This window comes from Actinomyces slackii (genome assembly GCF_900637295.1).
Lineage (GTDB): Bacteria > Actinomycetota > Actinomycetes > Actinomycetales > Actinomycetaceae > Actinomyces > Actinomyces slackii.
In genome coordinates, this window is sequence record NZ_LR134363.1 from 1,652,940 (window position 1) to 1,675,144 (window position 22,205).

Annotated in this window: 19 protein-coding genes and 1 tRNA gene; 11 read left to right on the top strand and 9 right to left on the bottom strand. The window is 69.1% G+C overall.

Annotated features, from left to right (window positions below; translation table 11 throughout):
- Positions 1-45: 45 nt before the first annotated feature.
- Complete coding sequence (locus EL266_RS06820; protein WP_026428212.1) at positions 46-1,254, bottom strand: cysteine desulfurase family protein; 1,209 nt, start codon at positions 1,252-1,254, stop codon at positions 46-48.
- Between the two features lie 103 nt (positions 1,255-1,357).
- On the opposite strand from EL266_RS06820, the gene nudC reads away from it, so the two are divergent.
- Together nudC and EL266_RS06830 are read left to right on the top strand one after the other, a co-directional pair.
- Positions 1,358-2,464: an NAD(+) diphosphatase gene (nudC, locus tag EL266_RS06825; RefSeq protein WP_026428211.1), complete on the top strand. Its 1,107-nt coding sequence runs from the start codon at positions 1,358-1,360 to the stop codon at positions 2,462-2,464.
- A gap of 136 nt (positions 2,465-2,600) precedes the next feature.
- A complete protein-coding gene (locus EL266_RS06830; RefSeq protein ID WP_026428210.1) occupies positions 2,601-4,700 on the top strand; it encodes an ATP-dependent helicase in 2,100 nt (699 codons plus the stop codon).
- 25 nt (positions 4,701-4,725) lie between these two features.
- On the opposite strand, the gene EL266_RS06835 is transcribed toward EL266_RS06830, so the two are convergent.
- Positions 4,726-5,673: a hypothetical protein gene (locus EL266_RS06835; RefSeq protein WP_026428209.1), complete on the bottom strand. Its 948-nt coding sequence runs from the start codon at positions 5,671-5,673 to the stop codon at positions 4,726-4,728.
- Between the two features lie 149 nt (positions 5,674-5,822).
- Entirely contained in the window at positions 5,823-7,106 is a 1,284-nt protein-coding gene (locus EL266_RS06840) for a YlbL family protein (protein WP_232011973.1), read from the bottom strand.
- Positions 7,107-7,434: 328 nt separating this feature from the next.
- Between EL266_RS06840 and EL266_RS06845 the strand changes: the two genes are divergently transcribed.
- Positions 7,435-8,916, top strand: a complete 1,482-nt coding sequence (locus tag EL266_RS06845) for a zinc-dependent metalloprotease (RefSeq protein WP_026428207.1) — start codon at positions 7,435-7,437, stop codon at positions 8,914-8,916.
- An 82-nt stretch (positions 8,917-8,998) separates the two neighbouring features.
- On the opposite strand, the gene EL266_RS06850 is transcribed toward EL266_RS06845, so the two are convergent.
- Positions 8,999-9,571 (bottom strand): PPA1309 family protein, encoded by a 573-nt coding sequence (locus EL266_RS06850; protein WP_026428206.1) that lies wholly within the window; start codon positions 9,569-9,571, stop codon positions 8,999-9,001.
- A gap of 315 nt (positions 9,572-9,886) precedes the next feature.
- On the opposite strand from EL266_RS06850, the gene EL266_RS06855 reads away from it, so the two are divergent.
- From EL266_RS06855 to EL266_RS06875, 5 genes are all read left to right on the top strand, one after another.
- Positions 9,887-12,877, top strand: coding sequence for a UPF0182 family membrane protein (locus EL266_RS06855; protein ID WP_408608496.1), 2,991 nt, complete (start codon positions 9,887-9,889; stop codon positions 12,875-12,877).
- A 206-nt stretch (positions 12,878-13,083) separates the two neighbouring features.
- Positions 13,084-13,157, top strand: a tRNA-Met gene (locus EL266_RS06860).
- 44 nt (positions 13,158-13,201) lie between these two features.
- Positions 13,202-13,510 (top strand): hypothetical protein, encoded by a 309-nt coding sequence (locus EL266_RS06865; RefSeq protein WP_126412249.1) that lies wholly within the window; start codon positions 13,202-13,204, stop codon positions 13,508-13,510.
- Positions 13,449-14,513 (top strand): IS630 family transposase, encoded by a 1,065-nt coding sequence (locus EL266_RS06870; RefSeq protein WP_126412021.1) that lies wholly within the window; start codon positions 13,449-13,451, stop codon positions 14,511-14,513. Before EL266_RS06865 ends, EL266_RS06870 begins: the two co-directional genes overlap by 62 nt.
- Before the next feature lie 50 nt (positions 14,514-14,563).
- A complete protein-coding gene (locus EL266_RS06875) occupies positions 14,564-14,866 on the top strand; it encodes a hypothetical protein (protein WP_126412251.1) in 303 nt (100 codons plus the stop codon).
- Here the strand turns inward: EL266_RS06875 and EL266_RS13730 are convergent.
- Positions 14,863-15,360, bottom strand: a complete 498-nt coding sequence (locus EL266_RS13730; RefSeq protein ID WP_232011974.1) for a hypothetical protein — start codon at positions 15,358-15,360, stop codon at positions 14,863-14,865. The two genes, EL266_RS06875 and EL266_RS13730, sit on opposite strands and share 4 nt — an antisense overlap.
- A gap of 563 nt (positions 15,361-15,923) precedes the next feature.
- On the opposite strand from EL266_RS13730, the gene EL266_RS06885 reads away from it, so the two are divergent.
- Both EL266_RS06885 and EL266_RS06890 read left to right on the top strand, forming a co-directional pair.
- The gene (locus EL266_RS06885; RefSeq protein WP_026427393.1) at positions 15,924-16,208 is read left to right on the top strand and encodes a transposase; all 285 of its coding nucleotides are present in this window, start codon (positions 15,924-15,926) and stop codon (positions 16,206-16,208) included.
- The gene (locus tag EL266_RS06890; RefSeq protein WP_026427392.1) at positions 16,205-17,089 is read left to right on the top strand and encodes an IS3 family transposase; all 885 of its coding nucleotides are present in this window, start codon (positions 16,205-16,207) and stop codon (positions 17,087-17,089) included. The genes EL266_RS06885 and EL266_RS06890 overlap by 4 nt, the downstream gene beginning before the upstream one ends.
- Before the next feature lie 58 nt (positions 17,090-17,147).
- Here the strand turns inward: EL266_RS06890 and EL266_RS06895 are convergent, their stop codons facing one another.
- Together EL266_RS06895 and EL266_RS13410 are read right to left on the bottom strand one after the other, a co-directional pair.
- Complete coding sequence (locus EL266_RS06895; RefSeq protein WP_051281313.1) at positions 17,148-17,963, bottom strand: Fic/DOC family protein; 816 nt, start codon at positions 17,961-17,963, stop codon at positions 17,148-17,150.
- Entirely contained in the window at positions 17,953-18,201 is a 249-nt protein-coding gene (locus tag EL266_RS13410) for an antitoxin VbhA family protein (protein ID WP_051281314.1), read from the bottom strand. Before EL266_RS13410 ends, EL266_RS06895 begins: the two co-directional genes overlap by 11 nt.
- 519 nt (positions 18,202-18,720) lie before the next feature.
- On the opposite strand from EL266_RS13410, the gene EL266_RS06905 reads away from it, so the two are divergent.
- Positions 18,721-20,016 carry an integrase catalytic domain-containing protein gene (locus tag EL266_RS06905; RefSeq protein WP_232011975.1) on the top strand — a complete coding sequence of 432 codons (1,296 nt, stop codon included), beginning with the start codon at positions 18,721-18,723 and terminating at the stop codon, positions 20,014-20,016.
- Here EL266_RS06905 and EL266_RS06910 read toward each other — a convergent pair.
- Complete coding sequence (locus EL266_RS06910; protein WP_084500894.1) at positions 19,914-20,627, bottom strand: NYN domain-containing protein; 714 nt, start codon at positions 20,625-20,627, stop codon at positions 19,914-19,916. The genes EL266_RS06905 and EL266_RS06910 overlap by 103 nt on opposite strands.
- A gap of 930 nt (positions 20,628-21,557) precedes the next feature.
- Positions 21,558-22,130, bottom strand: a complete 573-nt coding sequence (locus EL266_RS06920; protein WP_026427312.1) for an NYN domain-containing protein — start codon at positions 22,128-22,130, stop codon at positions 21,558-21,560.
- Between the last annotated feature and the right edge of the window lie 75 nt (positions 22,131-22,205).

A 22,205-nucleotide genomic window follows, 5' to 3' on the forward strand; every position in this document is an offset into this window, starting at 1 on the left:
AGCAGCGGTCCGCTCAGCAGAGCACCGACGAACTGGAACCTTCCCTCAACCCCGCGACGCCCTTGCCCGCCTCGCGGCCTTCACCGCCTCCGGCAGAACCCGCAGGAAGCGCTCCACGTCCTGGGGCGTCGTCGTGGGCCCCAGGGAGCAGCGCAGGGTGGCCCGGGCGGCCTCCTCATCCAGGCCCATGGCCAGGGCCACATGACTGGGGCGGGCCACCCCCGCATGGCAGGCAGAGCCCGCCGAGGCATCCACTCCCGCCAGATCCAGCGCCATGAGCAGCGCCTCGGCATCCACGCCCTCGAACCACAGGTGAGCCGTGGAGGGCAGGCAGACAGCGTCGTCGGGCAGAGTTGCATGCGCACCCTCCACGGCGCAGGCCCCCTCCAGGAGCCGGCGCCGTAGCCCGCCCAGCCGCGCCGCCTCCGCCTCCTGCTCAGCCACCGCCAGCTCCACGGCCAGGGCCAGGGCCCGGGCCGCCACCACGTCCTGCGTCCCCGAGCGCACCCCCCGCTCCTGGCCGCCCCCACCGGTGGGCGGCACCAGGAGGGTCTCGCGCCGCAGCACCAGGGCGCCCACCCCCACCGGGCCCCCCAGCTTGTGCCCGGACAGGCTCATCGCATCCAGGCCCCAGCCATGGAAATCCACAGGAGCCCTGCCCACGGCCGCCACCGCATCACTGTGGACCGGCACATGCCCCTCCTGGCCGGGCCCCGCCCCGCTCGCCATCCGCACGCGCTCCACGATCCCCGCCACATCCTCAACCACGCCGGTCTCATTGTTGGCCGCCATCACCGAGACCAGGCTCGCCCCCGCCCGCCCGGGCGAAGCCGCCACGGCCTGCGCCACTGACTCCAACTCCACCCGCCCGGCGCTATCGACCGCCAGTGTGATGACCTCCGCCCCCAGATGCGCAGCCGCAGCCGCCGCGGAATCAGCCACCGCCGGGTGCTCGATCGGGCTGACCACCACCCGACCCCCGGGAACCGCGCGCGCCCTCCCCGCCACCACCAGGGCGTCAGCCTCCGTGCCCCCCGAGGTGAAGAGCACCTCATGGGGATCCACCCCCAGCGCCGCCGCCAGGCGGGCCCGGGCCTGGGACAGCAGGGCCCCGGCCCGCCGCCCCGAGGCATGCTGCGCACTCGGATTGGCCCAGGCCCCCAGCCCCCCGGCCAGGTCCTCGGCGACCTGCGCGGCCACCTCCGGGCGCACGGGGGAGGAGGCGGCATGGTCGAGGTAGACGCGCTCAGGGATCGGCACCCTCCCACCCTAGCGCCGCTGAGCAGGACTCCATCTCGTAGGTGGGTAACAGCATCACTCAGGCCGACTCCCAGAGGGGCGGGGTTAGGGTGGCGGCATGCAGAACCAACGCCTGGCCCTGGCGCGCTCGACCACCGACCGGGCCGCCACCCGCCGCAGCGACCCGGGGCTGCTGTTCGCCCTCGCGGCCGACCCCGACACCAGGATCCTGCTCGTCGACGCCCGCGGCCGGGTGTCCCTGGCCCAGCCGGCCGTGCACCCCGACCTGCCCGACGACGGACTTGCCCCGCCCCGTGCCCCCGGCGCCCAGGATGTCTGGGAGGGGACAGGGCATGCCGCCTCCCGGCTCCCCGACATCTCCGCCGCCGCCCTGGACATGACGGGCCTGACCACCCTCTACCTGGGGTGCGAGCATGAGGCCTGCGGGCAGGAGGGCGCCCAGTGGCTGGCCGTCGTCGTCCCGCCGGCCCTCGAGGTCCCGGAGGCCGCCGCAGAGCCCACCTCGGGGGCGGACGCCGAGGGCGCCGCCGAGCAGCATCCCGACCTGCGCGAGCTGCTGGAGACCCACCCCCTGTCCGCGCTGCGCGCCGTGGGCGCCGGACTGAGCGACCGGGACGCCGGACTGGCCACCGCCGCCACCGCCCTGGCCTCCTGGCACGCCCGCTCCGCCCACTGCCCGGCCTGCGGCGGGACCACCCTCATCACCGAATCGGGTTGGGCCCGGCTCTGCCCCCAGCCCACCGGCTGCGGAGCCACCCACTTCCCCCGCACCGACCCGGCCGTCATCGTCGCCGCGCGCGATCAGGACGACCGCCTCCTGCTCGTCCACGACGCCGCCTGGGCCGAGCGGCGCTACTCCGTGGTCGCCGGCTTCGTCGAGGCCGGGGAGACCGTGGAGGCCGCCGTGGCCCGCGAGGTGGCCGAGGAGACTGGGCTGACGGTGACCGACGTGGAGTACGTCGCCTCCCAGCCCTGGCCCTTCCCCCGCTCCCTCATGCTTGGCTACCGGGCCCACCTGGAGCCGGGGGACCAGGCCGCCCGCCCCGACGGCCTGGAGGTGACCGGGGCCCTCATGGTCTCGCGCGACGAGCTCGCCCAGGCGGTGGCCGAGCGCCGCATCATCCTGCCCGGCCCCACCTCCATCGGGCGCCTCCTCATTGAGGACTGGTACGGCGGCCCCATTCCCGCCCCACCCGCCTCCTGAGCCCGCCGGCCCCTGCCCCCACCCAGCCCGCCTCCGCCGGAGGCCCGGGCCGGCCAGGCCTCCGGCGGGGCCGTGAGCCGAGCCGCGGATCAGGCCGGCGGGAGGATGTCAGCGGGCCGTGGCAGGCTGTGCCCCGATGAGCCCGACCGCCCCCCGCCCCGCCCCGGACCCGCCGATCACCCTGGGCCCCGGCCAGGCCGCGCGCCTCCTGGACGCCCTGGACCCCGACCAGCGAGAGGTTGCCGAGCACCTGGAGGGCCCCCTGTGCGTCCTGGCCGGAGCCGGCACCGGCAAGACCCGCGCCATCACCTACCGCATCGCCCACGGCGTGGCCTCAGGCGCCTACCAGACCACCCAGGTCCTGGCCGTGACCTTCACCTCCCGCGCCGCAGGGGAGATGCGCTCGCGCCTGGCCGACCTGGGCGTGCCCGGCGTCCAGGCCCGCACCTTCCACTCCGCGGCGCTGCGCCAGCTCACCTACTTCTGGCCCACCGCCATCGGCGGGCGCCGCCCCGAGATCCAGCCCGGCAAGGCGCCCCTGGTCGGAGCCGCCGCCCGCCGCCTGGGCCTGGCCACCGACCGGGCCACCCTGCGGGATCTGGCCGCCGAGGTCGAATGGGCCAAGGTCACCCTCACCCTCCCCGAGGACTACGCTCAGGCCGCCATCGCCGCCGGCAGGACCGGCGTGGCCGGGATCGAGCCCGCAACCGTCGCCCAGGTGCTGGCCCTCTACGAGAAGGCCAAGACCGAGCGCGGCGTCATCGACTTCGAGGACGTCCTGCTCCTGCAGATCGGCATCCTGCTGGACCGCGAGGACATCGCCTCCCAGGTGCGCAGCCAGTACAAGCACTTCGTGGTCGACGAGTACCAGGACGTCTCACCCCTCCAGCAGCGCCTGCTGGACCTGTGGCTGGGCCGGCGCCGCCAGCTGTGCGTGGTGGGGGACGTCTCCCAGACCATCTACTCCTTCACCGGGGCCACCCCCGACTACCTCACCGGCTTCACCAGCCGCTACCAGGGCGCCCGCACCGTGCGCCTGACCCGCGACTACCGCTCCACCCCCCAGGTGGTCTCCCTGGCCAACCAGGTCCTGGCCCGATCCCGTCGCGGCGGCGCCCTGCGCCTGCCCACCGGCGCCGTCGAGCTGGTGGCCCAGCGGCCCAGCGGCCCAGCGGTCCGCTTCGAGGCCCATGACGACGACGTCTCCGAGGCCCAGGGCGTCGTGACCCAGGTCCAGCGCCTGCGCTCGGCCGGGGTGCCGCTCAGCGAGATCGCGGTCCTGTACCGCACCAACTCCCAGTCCGAGGTCATCGAGCAGGCCCTGGCCTCGGCAGGCATCGGCTACCTGGTGCGCGGAGGCGAGCGGTTCTTCGAGCGCCAGGAGGTCAAGCGGGCCATGGTCTCCATCCTGGGAGCCGCCCGCACCGAGAAGGAGTCCCTGACCGGGGACCTGGGGGCCGATGTGCGCATGGTCCTGTCCCGCGAGGGCTGGAGCCAGGAGCCCCCCGCCCAGCGCGGAGCGGTGCGCGAGCGCTGGGACTCCCTCAACGCCATCGTCGCCCTGGCCGACGATCTGGCCCAGACCCGCGGCGCGAGCATGGAGGCCTTCCACACCGAGCTGCGCGAGAGGGCCGATGTCCAGAACGCCCCCACGGTCGAGGGCGTGACCCTGTCCTCCCTCCACGCGGCCAAGGGCCTGGAATGGGACGCCGTCCTGCTCATCGGCGCCTGCGAGGGCCTGCTGCCGATCTCCCTGGCCGAGGGCGCCGCCGCCATCGAGGAGGAGAGGCGCCTGCTCTACGTCGGGGTCACCCGCGCCCGCGAGCACCTGGTCATCTCCTACGCCCGAGCCCGCAACGCCGGGGGGCGGGCCTCGCGCAAGCCCTCCCGCTTCCTCGAGGGCCTGTGGCCCAAGGCCGAGGCCCCCGGCACCGCCAGGGCCACCGGCAAGGGACGCACCGGCGCCAAGCAGGCCGCCGCCGACTTCGAGGCCAGCGCCGACCCGGCCACCCTGGCCCTGTTCGAGGAGCTGCGGGCCTGGCGGGCGGTGGCGGCCAAGGAGCGCTCGCGGCCGGCCTACACGGTCTTCGCCGACGCCACCCTGCGCGACATCGCCACGGTCAAGCCCACCAGCCTTCCCCAGCTCTCCCTCATCCGCGGCGTGGGCGCCGTCAAGCTCCAGGAGTACGGGGGGCAGGTCCTGGCGGTGGTGCGCGCCACCGCCCCGGGGGAGTAGGCGCCCCGGGGGAGTGGCGCCGGAGTCAGGCCAGCTGGGAGCACAGGCAGTCGGGGTGGGCCTGCCAGCAGCGCTGAAGGCCCACCGGATCGAGGCCCGTGATCTCCACGCTGTGCGAGCCCCAGTCGGGGCCGGGCGGCCCTGAGCGGCATGCGCCGTCGGCCAGGAGGATATCCAGCACGGCGCGCGCCGCGATGGTGGCGGCCTGGTGGAGAAGAAGGCGCTCGACCCTCGGGGGTTCCAGGATGCGCATCTGGGTGGCCAGTGCCGGCCAGCAGGGGTCGGCGTCGCGCTCCCACAGGTCCAGGCAGGTGGCGCACAGGCCCGACTCGGCGGACAGCACGGGCCCGACCCTGAGGCTGACCTCACGGACCAGCACCGGCAGATGCGCCACTCCCTCCTGGGCCAGGCGCCGCGCCCGCAGGGGCTCGATGACATGGGGCTCAATGCTCGCGATGACATCAGGGCGCACCCGCAGTTGGGCGCGCGTGCTGACAGCCGGGAATCGCGAAGACAGAAGCTCGCTGAAACCACCGCTGCGGGGATCGTGAGGACACAGGATGGTGCCCACCCCGGCCTCAGCCAGGCACAGGGCGATCTCCTGGGTCAGTGCGCAGGTCCCATCGACGCCGACCACGGCCTTGCTCAGCGCCGAGCCGCGAGACCTGGCATCGGCCCCCAGGCGATCCCAGTAGGCGTCGTCATCATTGCGCAGCTCGACCCGCGGGCCCCCGATGAGATCGCCACGCTCCTCCAGCTCCCGGGTGATCTCACGGGCGCGCGCCACCGGGATCCGGGATCGGCGAGCCGCCTGATAGACGCTGCCCGAGCGCAGGGCGGCGGGCAGCTGGTCGAGGAACTGCTGCTCGGCGTCGCTCAGGCGCTCCAGGACGGTGGTGCTCCCCGGCTCGGTGCCGATCTGGGACTCGCCCTGCCGGCGCCACAGCACCGCACTGTCTCCGCGGATTCTCATCTGGCCTCCTTGCCCGCTCCTGCGCGCCCTCGGGGGCGCATCATGAGCCTGGCATGCCGGCACCGCTCCGGCCACCGCTTAGGCCCGCCTGTGGATAACTCGGTCGCGGGAGGAGCGTGGAGGCAGGGGAGGAAGAGGGGTGAGGCGACTCAGCCCTTCTCGTCGAGGCGCTGCTGGCAGGTCGACAGCCCGGAGGTGTCGCCCGAGGCGATGGCCTTGACCGCAGTGGTCCCCTCGTGGATGGTCTCGACGGCGTAGACCTCCATGCCTTCGGGCTCATGGCCCACGACCTCGTCACAGTTGGCCACGGGGGCCAGGAAGTACTTGGCGCCGTCGTTGGCCGCCCCGGCCATCTTCTGCTGGATGCCCCCAATGGGCCCCACCTGCCCGGCGAAGTCGATGGAGCCCGTCCCGGCGATGGACTTGCCCCCGGTCATGTCCCCGGGCGTGATCTCGTCGACGATCCCCAGGGCGAACATGAGGCCGGCGCTTGAGCCCCCGACGTCGGACAGGGTGAAGGAGACGGTGAGATCGGAGTTGACCTCGATATGGAGGGCGACGCCCAGCATCGATCCGCCGGTCTGCCCCTGCGTCTCCTGCCCGTCCGCGGGCTCCGGGCGCTCGATGGTGGTCAGGGAGGCGGTGGTCGCCTTGCCGTCGCGCAGGATGTCGAGGGTGACTTGGGTGCCCGCGGGGATGGTGGTCATCAGCTCGCGCAGCTGGGCGAATGAGGTGATGGCCGTGCGCTCGCCGCCCTGGGGCGTCAGGGCCACCAGGACGTCGTCGGGTTGGAGATCACTGGTGGTCTGCTCCTCGCTGACCCCGTTGACCGACAGCGTCATGGAGTTCTCCACCCCCGCCTCGCTGAGGGCCGCCACCACGGCGGAGTCCTGGGAGGAGGTCATGGCCGCCTGGTTCGTGGCCTCGATCTCCTCGGCCGTGACATTGGAGGGGCAGACCTGCTCACGGTCCAGGATGGCCTTGGAGGAGGAGAACCAGGCCGCGATGACATCCGCGGTGTGAACCGGGTATCCGGGGCAGCCGGCGACCGTGACCGTCGTCATCCGCAGCTCGCCCTTGGCCGGATAGGTCTCCATGCCCTCAATGGTCAGCAGGTCCTCCGAGCCCTCCTGGGATCCGTCGGCCAGCACGTTCCAGGTGGGGCCGGGGGATTGGATGACCACCTGGTTGATGGGGACGGTGAAGGCGGCCACGATCAGCCCCACCACCACCGCCAGGGCCCCCAGCTGCACCAGGAGACGACGGCGCCTGCGCCACCACGGCCGCCTGGGCGGGGCTGTCGGGGCGCTCTCGGCGTTGTCCGCGTTCTCTGTGCTCTCTGCGTTCTCCGCGCTCTCGGCGATCTCATCGGCCGACGGCTCGGCACTGGCGGCGGGCTGCGGGCTCGGCTCGTTGCGGTCAGGCTCGGTCACACCCCACATCATGGGCCATCCGCCTGGGAGAAGCGCAATGCTCGCTCCCATGTGTGGGTGACCTCCCATGCGCAGCCGCCCTGCGAGCCCCCGCGATCCCCTGCAGTCCTGGGCTCCCCCGCGCTCGCCGCTGACTCCGGGGCCGGAAACGAGACCGGTACCCTGAGCCGGGGCCGACGCCGTCGCCCTTGGCCCCGACGCGAAGGCCGCGGGGTGCGGGCGGCCCATTGCCGTGGCCAGGAATGCCGGAGAGAATCGGGGTGTTGCCCGAGCAGACGCGCGCCGCACGGCCTTGGCGCATCGGAGACCTGACCGCGAGAGGAGCCATATGAGCGAGGACCCGGACCCCTTCGACGAGCTGGAGAAGACGCTGGCCTCCCTGTTCGGCCCCACGATGGCGGCCGAGGCCGTGGGAGCGCTGCGATCAGCCGGCGTCGACCCCCAGACCCTCGCCCAGATGCCCGGGATGGGGGACATCTCCCAGCTCAGCCCGGGTCAGCTGCTGGCCATGCGGGCCCAGTTCCAGCAGATGTTCCAGGCCTCCCCGGCCGAGCCGGTCAACTGGTCCATGGGCCAGGACCTCGCCCTGCAGCGGGCGCGCAGCGACGGCGACCCCACGGTGACCGCGGCCGAGGCCAGCACCATCCGCCAGAGCCTGCAGGTGGCCGACCTCTGGCTGGATGCGGCCACGGACGTCATGCCCGCCCCGGGGGAGCGGGAGGCCTGGAGCCGGTCGGACTGGGTGGAGCGGACCCTGCCGGTGTGGAAGCAGGTCTGCGCCCCTGTGGCCGAGGCCGTCACCTCCTCGCTGGCGGCCGCCCTGGAGAAGCAGATCCGGGAGATGCCCGCCGAGCTGGGCCGGGAGGCCCAGCAGATGGGAGCGCTCGGCTCGATCCTGCGAACCATGGCCGGAACCGCCTTCGGCCTGCAGGTCGGCCAGGCGGTGGGCGAGCTCGCCAAGGAGGCCGTGGGGGCCACCGACACCGGCCTTCCCCTGACCCGCGAGCCGGGCACGGCCCTGCTGCCGGCCAATGTGGAGGCCTTCGCCGATGGGCTGGAGATCGACCACTCCGAGGCTCGCATGTTCCTGGCGGTGCGAGAGGCCGCCACAGCCCGCCTCTACGCGCATGTCCCCTGGCTGCGCGGCCAGGTCATGGGCGCGGTCGAGGCCTATGCCCGCGAGATCCGCATCGACACCGAGGCCATGGAGTCGGCCGTCGCCCAGGTCGACCCCCACGATCCCGAGGCGCTGCGCGCAGCCCTGGAGGGCGGGATGTTCTCGCCCCAGGAGACGGCCTCCCAGCGCGAGGCCCTGGAGCGGCTCGAGACCCTCCTGGCCCTGGTCGAGGGCTGGGTGGAGGTCGTCACCGCGCAGGCCGTGGCCCCGCATCTGCCCCATGCGGTGGCCCTGGCGGAGATGATCCGACGGCGCCGAGCCAGGGGCGGGCCCGCCGAGCAGGTCTTCGCCCGCCTCATCGGATTGGACTTCCGGCCCCGTCGGGCCCGGGAGGCCGCCGAGCTGTGGTCCCACCTGGGCGCCGAGGCGGGCGGCGCCGAGCGCGACGGCTTCTGGAGCCACCCCGATGTCATGCCCACCGCCGCCGAGCTGGCCAATCCTCAGGACTTCCTCACCATGCGCCGCATGGCCCAGGACATGGACGCCCAGATGGATGCGGATCTGGCCTCCCTGCTCGATGGGACGCTCGGCTATGCCGACGGGGTGCGCGAGGAGCGCGAGGAATCCAACGAGGACGATGAGGGCGGAGCCAGTGAGGACGGACCCGGGCCGGAGGAGCAGGCACAGGGCTGAGGGCACTCCCGCGGGGGCCGTGCCTGGGAGCGCGCCGGCGCCTGAGGCGCGCGGAGCTCGCGCCGGGCCGGTCTAGGCCAGACTAGTCCAGAGTGGAGGCCAGCGCCTCGATCAGGCCGGGGACCAGGTCAGCGCCCTGATAGACATCCGAGGGGGAGTCGTGGGAGTGCGAGCGCAGCGCGCACCAGGCCTCGCCCGAGCGCAGGACTCCCACCACCATGCGGATGTCCTGGCGGTCGGGGTGCTCGGCGAGGAAGGCCAGCCGCTGGTGGGCGTCGGGAAGGGCGATGGCCTCCTCCTGGGCGGCGGGCGGCAGCATGATCCGCTCCACGCTCAGCGCCACCCCGTCCACCGTATGCGGCCAGGCCAGTTGGGCCAGGAGGTCCTCGAGCTCGCCGCCGGGCAGATCTTCCTGCTCGACGACGGTCAGCAGCTCGGCGTCATGGGCGGCGGCGCGGACGGTGTCCTCATCGAGGAGATCGGCCAGGTCAGGGTCCGCCTCCAGGGCCGCGCGAGTGCGCACCAGGGCGAAGACCCTCGCCGGGGCGTCCCAGCCGCCCGCGGCCACATGCTCCTCGGTGTCCACCACCGCCCGGGCGAGGGCGGCCAGGCGCGGGGCCGCAGGGTCATCATGCGGGGGCAGGCGGTGGCTCATGACTCCATCCTCCCATCATTCTCCCGTCGTCTCGCCCCCGGTTTGCGAAGGCAGGAGGGTGCTGTGGGACGATAGGCCCTGCTGGTCGCCTCAGGCCGGCAAGTGTCATGACCCAGCCAGACACGGAGCGTGATCGTGAGCACCCGGCCCGACGACGAGTCCAACGACAACACCGAGCGCACCTCACCCCCCGATAAGCCCAGCGGCCAGGGCGCCGCCCGGCAGGCCAAGGGCTCCTTCTTCCGCTCACCGCGCCCTCCCCGGCCGCCGAGCAAGCCCAGAACCACCGGGGGCTCCAGGCGCCGCCCAGGCCCGCTGGCGCTGACGATCATCATCCTGGTCGCCGTCGGCCTCATCATCGCCGCGGCCTCTCAGACCTGGACGGAGGTGCTGTGGTACGACCAGGTCGGCTTCGCCCGGGTCATCTGGACGTGGTGGATCTCGGTCGCCGTGCTGTTCCTGGTGGGCTTCGGCGTGATGTTCGGCGTCGTGCTCGGCGCCATCTCCCGGGCCTATCGCGCCCGCGAGATCGGTATTCCCGGCGATGAGTCGGCCCGCAATCTGGAGGCCTACCGCACGGCGATCGAGCCGATGCGACGCCGGCTGACCTGGGGCGTTCCGGCGGTGCTGGCGGTGCTGAGCTCGGCCTGGGAGCTGGCCCCCAAGTGGCAGGAGGTGATGCTGGCGATGAACTCGGAGTCCTTCGGGATCAAGGACCCGCAGTTCGGCATCGATATCTCCTTCTACGTGTTCATCCTCCCGGTGATCCTCACCGTGCTGGGCTACCTGTCGAATGTGGTGGTCTTCTCCGGGCTCATCTCCGTGGCCGTCCACTACCTCTACGGCGGCATCTCCCTGACCCGCAACCCGCATTTCACCAAGGCCGCGCGCATCGACCTGACGGTGTTCCTCACGGCCTATGTGCTCATGCAGGCGGCCAGTTACTGGCTGGGGCGGTACACCGCCCTGTACGCCTCCAACCCGAAGTTCGACGGCGCCGGCTACACCGATGTCAATGCGGTGATCCCGTCCCAGGCGATCCTGGCGGCCATCGCCGTGGCCGTGGCCGTGCTCTTCGCGGCCTCGGTGCGCTCCAGCTCCTGGCGCCTGCCCATCACGGGGGTGGCGGTCATGATCGTCTCCGCCCTCCTGGTGGGCTACGCCTATCCGGCCGTGGTGCAGAAGTTCGTCGTCGACCCCAATGCCCAGCGCCAGGAGGCCACCTATATCCAGCGCAATATCGACGCGACCCTGGCGGCCTACGGCCTGGACGGCATCGAGACCACCGCCTATGACGCCGCCACCACCGCTGAGGCGGGCCAGCTCCAGTCCGATGCGGAATCCACGGCCTCCATCCGCCTGCTGGATCCCGGCCTCGTCTCGCCCACCTTCCAGCAGCTCCAGCAGAACAAGCAGTACTACTCCTTCCCCAACTCATTGAACGTGGACCGCTACACCGTGGACTCGGCCAGCCGTGACACGGTGATCGCGGTGCGCGAGCTCAATCTCGGTGGCCTGGGGGACGGGCAGCGCACCTGGGTCAATGAGCACACCGTGTACACCCACGGCTACGGCGTGGTCACCGCCTACGGCAACACCGTGGCCTCCGGCGGCTACCCCTCCTTCTGGGAGGGCGGGATCCCCTCGCGCGGCGACCTGGGCGAGTACGAGCCGCGGATCTACTTCGGCCAGGCCTCGCCGTCGTACTCCATTGTGGGCGGTGACGACGGCGGCAAGCCCCGCGAGCTGGACTACCCCGACGATGAGTCCAAGACCGGGCAGGTCAACACGACCTTCGCCGGCAATGGCGGGCCGAGTGTCTCCAACCCCTTCAACCGCCTCCTGTACGCGGTGAAGTTCCAGCAGGCCAACATCCTCTTCTCCCAGGAGGTGCGCGACGGCTCCCAGATCCTCTACGACCGCGACCCCGCCCAGCGGGTGGCGAAGGTGGCGCCGTGGCTGACCCTGGACGGCAACCCCTATCCTGCGGTTGTCGATGACGACGACGATCCCAAGACCCCCAAGCGGGTGAAGTGGATTCTGGATGGCTACACCACGACGAACAACTACCCCTACTCCCAGCACGAGTCGCTGGATGAGGCGGTCAATACCGCCAACCCGCAATCCTCTCTCCTGGGGGCGCCCGAGGAGTCCAACTACGTGCGCAACTCGGTCAAGGCCGTCGTCGACGCCTACGACGGATCGGTCACGCTCTACGAGTGGGATGACAAGGACCCGATCCTCAAGGCCTGGTCCTCGGTGTTCCCCGGCTCGGTGACGCCGATGAGCGAGATGAGCGCCGATCTCATGGCCCATATGCGCTACCCCGAGGACCTGTTCAACGTCCAGCGCACCATCATGGCCAGCTACCACGTCAAGGATGCCGCCGAGTTCTACTCCGGGGGCGACTTCTGGAAGGTGCCCGACGACCCGACCACCTCGGCGGAGGATGTCCAGGCGCCCTACTACCTGACCTTGAAGATGCCCGGACAGGACAAGGCGAGCTTCTCCCTGTCCAGCGTGTACATCATCGGAGGCAATACCAACAGGAACGTGCTCACCGGCTTCCTCGCGGTGGACTCCGAGACCGCCACGGGAAAGCCGGGCCAGCGCAATCCCGGCTACGGCAAGCTCAGACTCCTGGAGCTGCCGCGATCATCGAATGTCTCGGGGCCGGGTCAGGTGCAGAACATCTTCGACTCCAATCCTGAGGTCTCCCAGACCCTGAACCTGCTCTCGCAGCAGGGATCGGAGGTCATCAAGGGCAATCTGCTGACACTGCCGGTGGGTGGTGGACTGCTCTACGTCCAGCCGGTCTACGTCCAGTCCTCCAAGGGGACGCAGTACCCGCTGCTGCGCAAGGTGCTGGTGTCCTTCGGCGACAGCGTGGGCTTCGCCGACACGCTGTCCGGGGCGCTGGACCAGGTCTTCGGAGGGGACTCGGGGGCCACCACCGGTGAGGAGGCGGTCGATGGCGATGCGGCGGCCGCCAATGACACCAGTCAGGCCACCGACGGCTCCGATCCGACCGCGGGCGGGGCGACCGCCGAGCCCACTCCGAGCCCGACGGCCGCTCAGCCATCGCCCTCGGCCACTGCCAGTGCGCCTGCCTCCGATGCGGGGGGCTCGGGTGACCCCCAGGCCGACCTGGACACGGCGCTGTCCGACGCCCAGACCGCCATCGACGACGCGGACAAGGCGCTTCAGGAGGGCGACTGGACGGCGTATGGCGAGGCTCAGCAGCGGCTCAGCGATGCCATTGATCGGGCGACGAAGGCGCGCGAGCGCATCCAGAACGGAGGCTGACCGCATCCGGGGCCCCGGGGAGGCGCCAGCGGGCGCGGCCCCGGGGCCTGCTGGGCGGTCGCCCCAGTGGCGCCCCAGTGGCCGGCACTGCTCGCAGCAGTTCGCAGCGGCCTCGTGAGCGAGCGGGGTGAGCTAGGTGGGTGAGCAAGGGCACGCCGATCGGGTTTGATCGGCTGCTCTCGGGCCGGTAACGTTGGCCGGGCCGACGCGGGGTGGAGCAGTTCGGTAGCTCGCCGGGCTCATAACCCGGAGGTCGCAGGTTCGAATCCTGTCCCCGCTACGAGACCAGGGGCCTCGGCACCAGCAGGTGCCGAGGCCTTCTGCATGCCCGGCACATACGGCGCCGGCGCCATCGCCGGTTGGGGTGCGGTGATGGGTGCTGAGGTTGTTGAGGGCTGGGTGGTTGACCATCTGAAGCATCTGAAGACGGTGCTGGTGTGGATGATGAGTATTTGGCTCGGTGGGATTGACAGGCGTGGGAGATGTGGCGCTATGGCCGAAATTAAACAAAACCGTATTCCGGGGCTTTCTGGGCTGGATATGACGGCACCTTTCGTTGTAGAATTTCTTCATGCACGTGGTTGTGACAGACGAGGAGCAGCAGGTCCTTATCAGGTGGAAGAAGCGAGGTGACTCCCTCATTCTCATCCGGTTGAAAGCTGAGGCTATTCTCTACGCCTCGCACGGCGTTGACCTGGATTTCATTGCGGAGATGGTGGGGCGCACGGTGAGGACTGTTAAGGAGTGGTTGGCGTCTTGGCGTGTCAGCCGTCTGCATTCGGTGGTCACCGGTCATAAGGGAAATCAGAATGCGGCCAAGCTCACCCGCGAGCAGAAGGAGCAGCTCAAAGAGGTTCTGAGCCGGCCACCGTCACAGTCCGGCATCAAGGCGGACTTCTGGGATGTTCCCGCCCTGGCTGACGTGGTGAGGACCAGATTCGACGTGGAGTACGAGTCGGACTCCTCCTACCGGCTGCTCATGCACTTTGCGGGCATGAGCTTCAAGCTGCCCGACCCCTTTGACAAGCGCCGCGACGAGGAGGCCATCACCAAGCGGATGGCCCAGATCCAAGACGAGGTCGCAGACCTCCTGAGCGACGGGTGGGAGGTGTACGCGGCCGATGAGGTGCGCGTGGAGCACGAGGCTGAGACCCGCCGCATGTGGTTGCCCCAGGGTAAACGAACGAAGATCTACGTGGACCGCACCCGCAACGCCTGCTCCTTCTTCGGCGCACTGTCCCTGAGATCCAAGAAGGTCAAGGTCTACCCCATCGAGGGCAACCAGAACACCGAGAAGATCCTCTCCTGCCTGACTCGCCTGGTGCGCGAGACCGATAACGACAAGATCGCCGTGGTTCTCGACAATGCCGGGTTCCACCACGCCAAAGCGCTAAGAGAGCAGCTTCAGCCCGGAGGCCGGCTCGAGAGCCTCAAGCTCATCTACCTGCCGCCCTACGCACCCGACCACAATCCGGTCGAGCACGTCTGGAACACCGCCAAAGGCACAATCGCGAACATCCAGAGAGACACCCCCGAGGAGACCTACACCGCATTCATGGGCTACATCAACACCCGCACCTTCGACTACGACTTCGAACACCTCCCAAACATCACGCCAGCACACGATCTTGTTTAATTCTGGCCATAGCTTGGAAGGCCTGGTGTGAGCGGGTTGAGGCGTATCCGGTGTTACCGGAGTGGATGCGTCCACTGTGCGTTCCTTGGGAGAACGATTTCTCGGTTCCGTTTCCCGCAGTGGCGGGGCTGTGGCCGTCGGGGCAGGACTGGTTCGCTGAGGATGTCCGGCGTGATGACTTCCGCTTGGATGAGGGCTTCTTCGGCGTGCCCGGAATGCCGAGCCTGGAGGCGATCAGGGCGGCGTGGGACTGGGCCGATAGTGGCGGCCTGGAGCCTGCGTTGTTCCTGTCGATCGTGCCGGGTGAGCTGTGGGACCGCTCGGTTGTTGTCGCGGCCATTGAGGGGTGTTAGCGGTTTACAGGGCCTCGGCTGGGCAGGTGTGCCAGGGAGCTGGTGTTGTCCAGCTCGATGTAGAGGCTGCCGGTTCGGGCCAGGCGCACGGTGCCAATGGCGATGGCGTGGTGGCCTTCGAGGCTGCCGATGCTGGTGTCGAGATTGTCCTGGACGGCGCTGGCCTGGTCGGCGCGGATCATGATGGCGGCCGTCTGGCGGGGGCTCGTGCCCGGGGTGGGTTGGATGTGGAGGAAGACGCTTCGGGTGGCGATGTACTCCTGGTAGCCGGTGATGCGCCCGTGCAGGCAGGTGTGCAGGCCACTGTCCGCGGCGGTGATCGTGTTCAGCGGCCTGAGGATGCGGCTTGCGCGGCCCTTGGTGCCGTCAGGCAGCACGAGGATGGCCCGGGGGTCGACCTGGTTGTTGATGGCGCGCTTGAGCAGTGCGGTCAGGCGCATGGTGCGGCTGGTGGTGCGGCGGGAGCGGCGGTTTGCAGGGGTTGCTGTGGTCATGGTCCTGCGTGCCGCGGGGCTGGGGCGGGTAGAGGTCCTGGGGTCCATGGGTGAGTTAGTCGGATCTGGGTCGATGATGACCAGTTCGGGTCCAGTGTGCCTGGTACGCGTGGTGGTGGAGCCGTCACGGCGCGCCCTGCGCCGGCCTGTGGTGGCGGCCGCGCCCTCGTCACATCCGTCGATGTGGCCCCTGGCCCAGAAGTGGGGCCGTACGTAGGGGGAGCCGATGGCCCTGGGGCCAGCCTGGGCGGTGCAGTGGGCGCCATCGGGCCCGATGCCCGGGCATGTCAGGGGCTGCGGGGGATGCGGCATGGTCTTGTAGGTATCGATGCTGATGATCCGCTTGTCGGGGGTCAGAGCGTGGCGCATGGCTTTGCCTTCCATGTTCTGGAGTGGGGCAGGCGGTCTGCCTCTGCTTCATCGGGGTGCGACATTGGCGGCGCTGTGGCCGGGTGGGGGAGGTCCCGGCAGGCCTCTCCCCACCTGCTGCCCGGGATGGGGTGAGTGGTGTTTCTCGGACAGGGGAGGATTTTCATCCTCCTTTGATTCGATAGGATGGAGCCATGTCAAGGGCAAAGTACTCTGATGAGTTCAAGGAACAAGTGGTGCGCGAGGTGATCGAGAAGGAACGGTCGATCGCGTCGGTGGCCGCTTCCTACGAGTTGGTGCCCCAGACGGTGGGCAACTGGGTCGCGAAGCACAGGAAGGAGCACGGCAGCGCTGAGGAAAGAGAAGCGGTTGCCGAAGCCGAGGAGGTAGCCCGCCTGAGGAAACAGGTCCGCGAGCTGCAGCAGGAGAACGAGTTCCTGAAAAAAGCGGCGGCCTTCTTCGCGAAGGAACAGCGGTGAGTCACAAGTATGCGCTCATCAATCGCGAGGAAGGCAACTACCCGATCGTCTCGATGTGCCGGTGGTCGAAGGTCTCCCGTTCGGGCTACTACTCCTGGCGGGACCGGCCACAATCGGCGACCTCAATGAGAAGGGAAGAGCTGACGGCCCTGATCAAGGCCGAGTTCGAGGCCTCGGACGGCACCTACGGGTACCGCAGGATTACCGCCCGTCTGGGGCGCAGAGGCGTGGTGGCGCACCATGACACCGTGCGCTCCATCATGCGCGAGCGCGGCCTGGTGGCCGCTCAGCCTCGCCGAAGGACTCGCACCACCACCCCGGCGGCCGACCTGAAGGAGTGGCCAGACCTGGTGGAGCGCGACTTCACCGCCACGGCGCCAGGAACCAAGTGGGTCGGGGACATCACCTATATCCGCACCTGGGTGGGATTCGTCTACCTGGCCACCGTCCTGGACTGCGCCACGAAGAAGGTCGTGGGCTATGCGATGGCTGATCACATGCGCACTGAGCTTGTCTGCCAGGCTATTGATATGGCGGTGCGCAACTGCCCGCCGGTGACAGGAACGACGATCTTTCACTCCGACCGGGGGTCGCAGTACACCTGTCAGAAATTCGCTGAGCACCTGGGCGCCTATGGTATTCGCTTGTCGGTGGGCAGGACCGGGGTGTGCTGGGACAATGCGTGGGCGGAGTCCTTCAATGCCACGCTCAAGAATGAGAGGGTGCACCGGATGGTGTATCCCACACGGGGCAAGGCCATGAATGATATTGCCTCATGGATCGAGCTGGTCTACAATCACACCCGGCTGCATTCTTCTCTGGGATATCGCACTCCTAACGAGGTGGAGCGCGAGCTCCTGGACCACAAGAAGGCAGCCTGACCAACACAACACACAGTCCGAAAAACACCCAGCAGTCCAGGACTTGGTGCGGGCGTCGCTAGAGCCTGGGCCTCTGGTAGCGGGTCTGGTGCGGTTCGGGGGCTGGTGGAGGCGTCGACTGGCTGGTGCTGCTGGGTGTCTGGGTGGTGGCCTGGGATGGGGGTTGGAGCATCTGGTAGATGTGCCGGGCACGTTCCAGGGCCGCGTCGGCGACGGTGGTGGGGCGGTGCTGGAGGGCGTGGGTGAGAACTACAGCCAGGACCTGTGGTCGGGGCCTGGTGGTGCCGGGTTGGGGCATGGCGTCCTGGCTGGCCCGGTTCCAGGTGTCGGGGTCGATGGAGGCCCAGTTGACCTGATAGCGGGTGGGGATCAGGATGCGGTCGATGAAGGCCTTGGTAGTACGGCCGTTGCCCTCCCGGAAGGGGTGGGCGTAGTTGAGTAGGGCGATGGTCCAGGCGGTGCAGGTGATGGTGTCGTCGCGGTCGAGGCGGGCCCAGGGGACGCGGATGTTATGGCGGGTCATGGCGGCCAGGGCCCGGGTGATGCCGTCGGGGGCGGTGGCGAACAGTGAGGCCTCCTTGCCCATGTTGACGGTGCGGTACTGGCCGGCCCAGGGGTAGATGTCCTGGAAGAGGTGGTGGTGGACGGCGCGGACCTCGGCGTCGTCGAGGGTTGGGGCGATGAGGTCGGGGTTGTGGGCGAGCTCGGTGGCCCGGTTGAAGGTCAGGGTGTACTCGGCTGCGGTCAGGCGGTTGTCGTCGTGCTCGTCAAGGAGGTTGCGCAGGGTGCCGTCGATGGTGCCGTCGGGGTGGGTGACGACGGTGTCGGGGTAGAGGTAGGCGAGCCAGCGCTGGCGCTGGGTGCTAGACGGCACGTGCGGTGGTGAGGATGGTGGCTCTGTCAGCTGATCTGCGGGCGGCCTGGAGGGGTGTGAGGTCGCCGTGGTGGACGGCGATGAGGTCGGCGACATCTTCGCGGCTGGGGACCCATCCCTCGTGCCAGTTGGCGGCGAGGCTCTGGATGAAGATGTCCTTGTCAGCCGGGGTGAGCGTGGCGAACAGGTCGGGCCACCACAGGTCGGGGGTGAAGGGGGCGTGCTGGCTGGTACTCACGGGCTCCTCCTGGCGTCGCCGGGCGTCTGCATGGCGCCCATTGTACCGATTCCACTGTTCATCGATGGTCTGGGCCGGTTGTCAGAGCCTGGCCGCCAGCGTGCCCCCGGGGTGCGACACGAACCCGGAGGCACGCCAGGAACGCTTGCATTGCAGTGGTTCTAAGTGTTGCAAGTGTTTGAAGAGTATGCGGTGATGGCAGTGCTCAGGTGAGTGGCCGGCCTGTGGGGATGACGGCGGCGGGGGGGTGCTTAGGGACCTCAGGCATGATAGAACCCCGACATGGTGCGAAGTGGTCAACTCACTCGCAGCCATTGCCGGGGTCCTGATCTGCTTGCTTCAGTACCTCAGGGCCTGAGCCCCTCGGGAGCCATCCAGCTGCAACTGGGTGGCTCCCTCACATTATGGATGATCTGTGGTGCCGTGTCCACGTCGCGACGAGACTCATCGTGGATGCCCGCGAAGGAGGTCCCGTGCCTCATGTGGAAGTGCCCGCGAAATCCGCGGACCGTGGTGGGCATGGGAAGCGAGTTGTCGATGGGGGCTAGGGCTGAGATCACCAGGAAGTACGCCACGGCGTATGCCAGGGCGTCCAAGGGCGATAAGGGGCGGATGCTCGACGAGGTGTGCGCGGTGACTGGCTGGAGCCGGGACAACGCGCGCAGGCGCCTGACCCAGGCCGCCAAGCGCCCTGGCGGGGCCAAGAAGGAGGCGCCCAGGCCCAGGGGCCGCAAGTACTCCTATGACGCCCTGAAGGTCCTGCAAAAGGTGTGGGCGGCCAGTGGCGGGCAGTGCGGCAAGTACCTGGCGGCGTCCATGCCGCTGCTGCTCGACCTGCTCCAGTCCCACGGGGAGCTGGATGACGAGCCCCGATACACGCCCCAGGTGCGGGCAGAGCTGGAGGCCATGAGTGCGGCGACCATCGACCGGTACCTGGCCCCAGTACGCGCCAAGGACCCCGTCCGGGGGATCAGCACCACCAAGGCCGGGCCGCTGCTGCGCAACTCGATCACCATCCGCAAGGCCGGTGACGAGATCGAGGCCGCCCCGGGGTTCTTCGAGGTCGACACCGTCGCCCACTGCGGCCCGGTCCTCAAGGGCGAGTTCGCCCGGACCCTGAACATGACCGACGTGCTCACCGGGTGGGTGTTCACCCGCACGATGCGCAACAACGCGGAGAAGCACATCATTGCCGCCCTGGACGCAGCCATCGACGCCGTCCCGTTCCCGCTGCTGGGCATGGACTTCGACAACGGCAGCGAGTTCATCAACCACGGGGTCGTGGCATGGGCCGGCAACCTGGGCATCTACTTCACCAGGGCCCGGCCCTACCGCAAGAACGACCAGGCGACCATCGAGTCCAAGAACAACCATCTCGTGCGCCGCTACGGCTTCTACTACCGGTACGACACCGACACCGAGCGCGCCACCCTGAACCGCCTGTGGTCCCTGGTCGACGACCGCCTCAACTTCCTGACACCCACCCGCAAGCCCGTCGGGTGGGGCACCGACAAGGCCGGGCGGCGCAAGCGCCTCTACGACGCCCCCGCCACCCCGCTGGAGCGGCTCCTGTCCACTGATGCCCTGACCGGCCAGCACAAGGATGAGCTGATCGCCTACCGCGACAGCCTCAACCCCGCCAAGATCGCCAGGCGCATCCACGACCTTCAGGCCTCCCTGATCATGCAGGCCAAGACCAAGACCGACGAGCTCTACGCCGCCCAGATCCCCAGCGCCCTGCCCGACGTCCACCACAGCATCCGCGTCAAGAAAGCCTCCCGACACCCCACCCGTTTTGCGGGCATTCCTACATGAGGCACGGAGAAGATTTCGCGGGCACCTTGACATGAGGCACCCCGGATCCTCTTCTCGGTCCGGATCCTGCCCATGGTCCAGCTCGAGGCGGGGTCGAACCACTTGGCGGCCTCAACCTTGCTCCTTCCGATGCGTGCGGCGGCGTCGAGCGCCGGAGCCAGGTCGGTGTCACGGGAGGCCAGAACAACGACGTCATAGTGGCCCGAGCGCGCGAGGTCGACGAGGGCCAGCGCGCACAGGACATCGACGCCCTTCTCCCGGCGGGAGCTGCGCACCGGGGTCTTGACCCCGTCGCGGTACTCCCAGGTGTACTTCAGCGGCCGTAGGGTCACATCGACGACACCGTGATGTCCTCGCTCCCACTGCGACTTCTGAGCCTGGTTGCGTCGGTACGCATCGGGGTCATCCTCTGGGATCGGAAGACCTCGGAAGACCTCAACCCGTTCCACGGACGCATGCCGGCCTGCATCGTCCACCTTGGCGTTGCGTGCAAGCGCCAACTGGCAGGCGAAACGGTAGGGGTCGATCAGGCCCTCCTCATACGGTCTGCCCGGGAGAAAGAGCGACGCGCCGGTGAGGTGCACGTTCTGGTAGTCGATGACGACGGCCATTGTGAGAGCCACGGGAACCTCTCCGGAGAAAATTTAGACCCCGCCAGTCCCGGAGGACGGCGGGGAGTTATGGTCCTACCGTACGCGTCCGATGCTGGCCACGCAATCCCTCGACGAGACTCATCGTGGATGCTCGCGAGGATCGTGGACCGTGGCGGGCATGGCGTCGGCCACATGAGTGGCCGGCTGGCCGGGAGCCTGGCCCGGGCGTGCCGAGGGCCTCAGGTCTCCACCGCTGTCAGTGCGGCGTTGTACTCCGCGATGGGGCGCTTTCTCTGAAGGCCTGTCATATAACGATTTCCGATGGGTCGTTTTGCGTAGAGTGCACGGTGGGCGCGGCCAGCGCTTCATACCCGTTCCAGGGAGCGGGAGGTGAGGTAGATGCCCCTGCGCCGGAAGGCCTCGGGGCTCTCGACGCGAGCCTTGGACCGAGCTGAGGCGGGGATGTCGGGATACCAGGCGTCCGTGGTCCGGGTGGGGCTGTGGGCCCAGGCGGGTGATTGCCAGCCGTCTCGGGCTGCCAAGTGGTCCGCCAAGGCGGCAAGGGCGGCGTCGATCTGGGGGCTGCCGGTGGGCGGGGCTCCTCTTCGAAGAACCTCGCCGCCAGCAGGAGGCCGCCTCGGCGCAGGGTTGACGTGTAGTCGTCCAGTGATTGCAGGACGATGTAGCGCCACAGTGCGTCGGGCCCGTCACCCAGCGCGAGGAGCCTTGTGCACTGGGCTGCATTGCCAGCGGCGGTGTGGCGCAGGCCGATGCCAGCGTGCTGGTCAGGGCTTGGTGGTGGCGCAGCCTGGGCTTGTTCCAGGAGGCTGGCGATGCTCAGGCGTGGGCCCTTATACGGCATGGCGTCCTCCTTCCGATCGCACCGTGTACAGGGATTCGATCGTATCGGGTCCTTTTCTGGCCACTGGGTGACCCTGAGCCCCGTCTTCAGTTGAGTCCCGCATAGTCAGTCAGGTCCTGGACGCTGAGGAAATCGCCCTCGTTGAGGAACTGGCACCAGGGGATCTGGGTGTTGCCGACACGAAGGCGACGGCCTCCGCTCCAGCAGGCGAGTTCGATGTGGCAACTGGTCTTCTGGTAGACGAACTCGATGGCTGGGAGGATGTCCTTGTCGCTGGTGAAGACGATCGCGGCGTCGATGTCGCCCCTGATAGCGTATTTGACCAGGTCGACGGCGAGAGCGACGTCGATCCCCTTCTCCGATGCGGGGACGCTGGGCCACTGGGGCGGGTACTGGAGGTTGCGTCGCACCACGGTCGCTCCCGTCGCCTCCCATTCGGCTGTTTGGCGGTCGTTGGCCCGGGCGGAGACTGACTGTCGCGTCGGGTTTGGGCGGCCGCGGTAGACGAGGGTCTCGACAAGCATGCTGGGACGCAGGCGACGGTTGACAAGGAGGTCGGCTGTGGCCTTGGGCCAGATGTGTCCGTCGCTGGTCGCGAAGCAGCGCCTCGCCCAGCCGCTGACATTCTGGTAGTCGAAGAAAACGGCGACGCGATCCATGGGTACCTCATTCGGGCAAAAAAACCCCGCCAATCCCGGAGGATGGCGGGGCAGAATGAGGTAACGATATCGCGT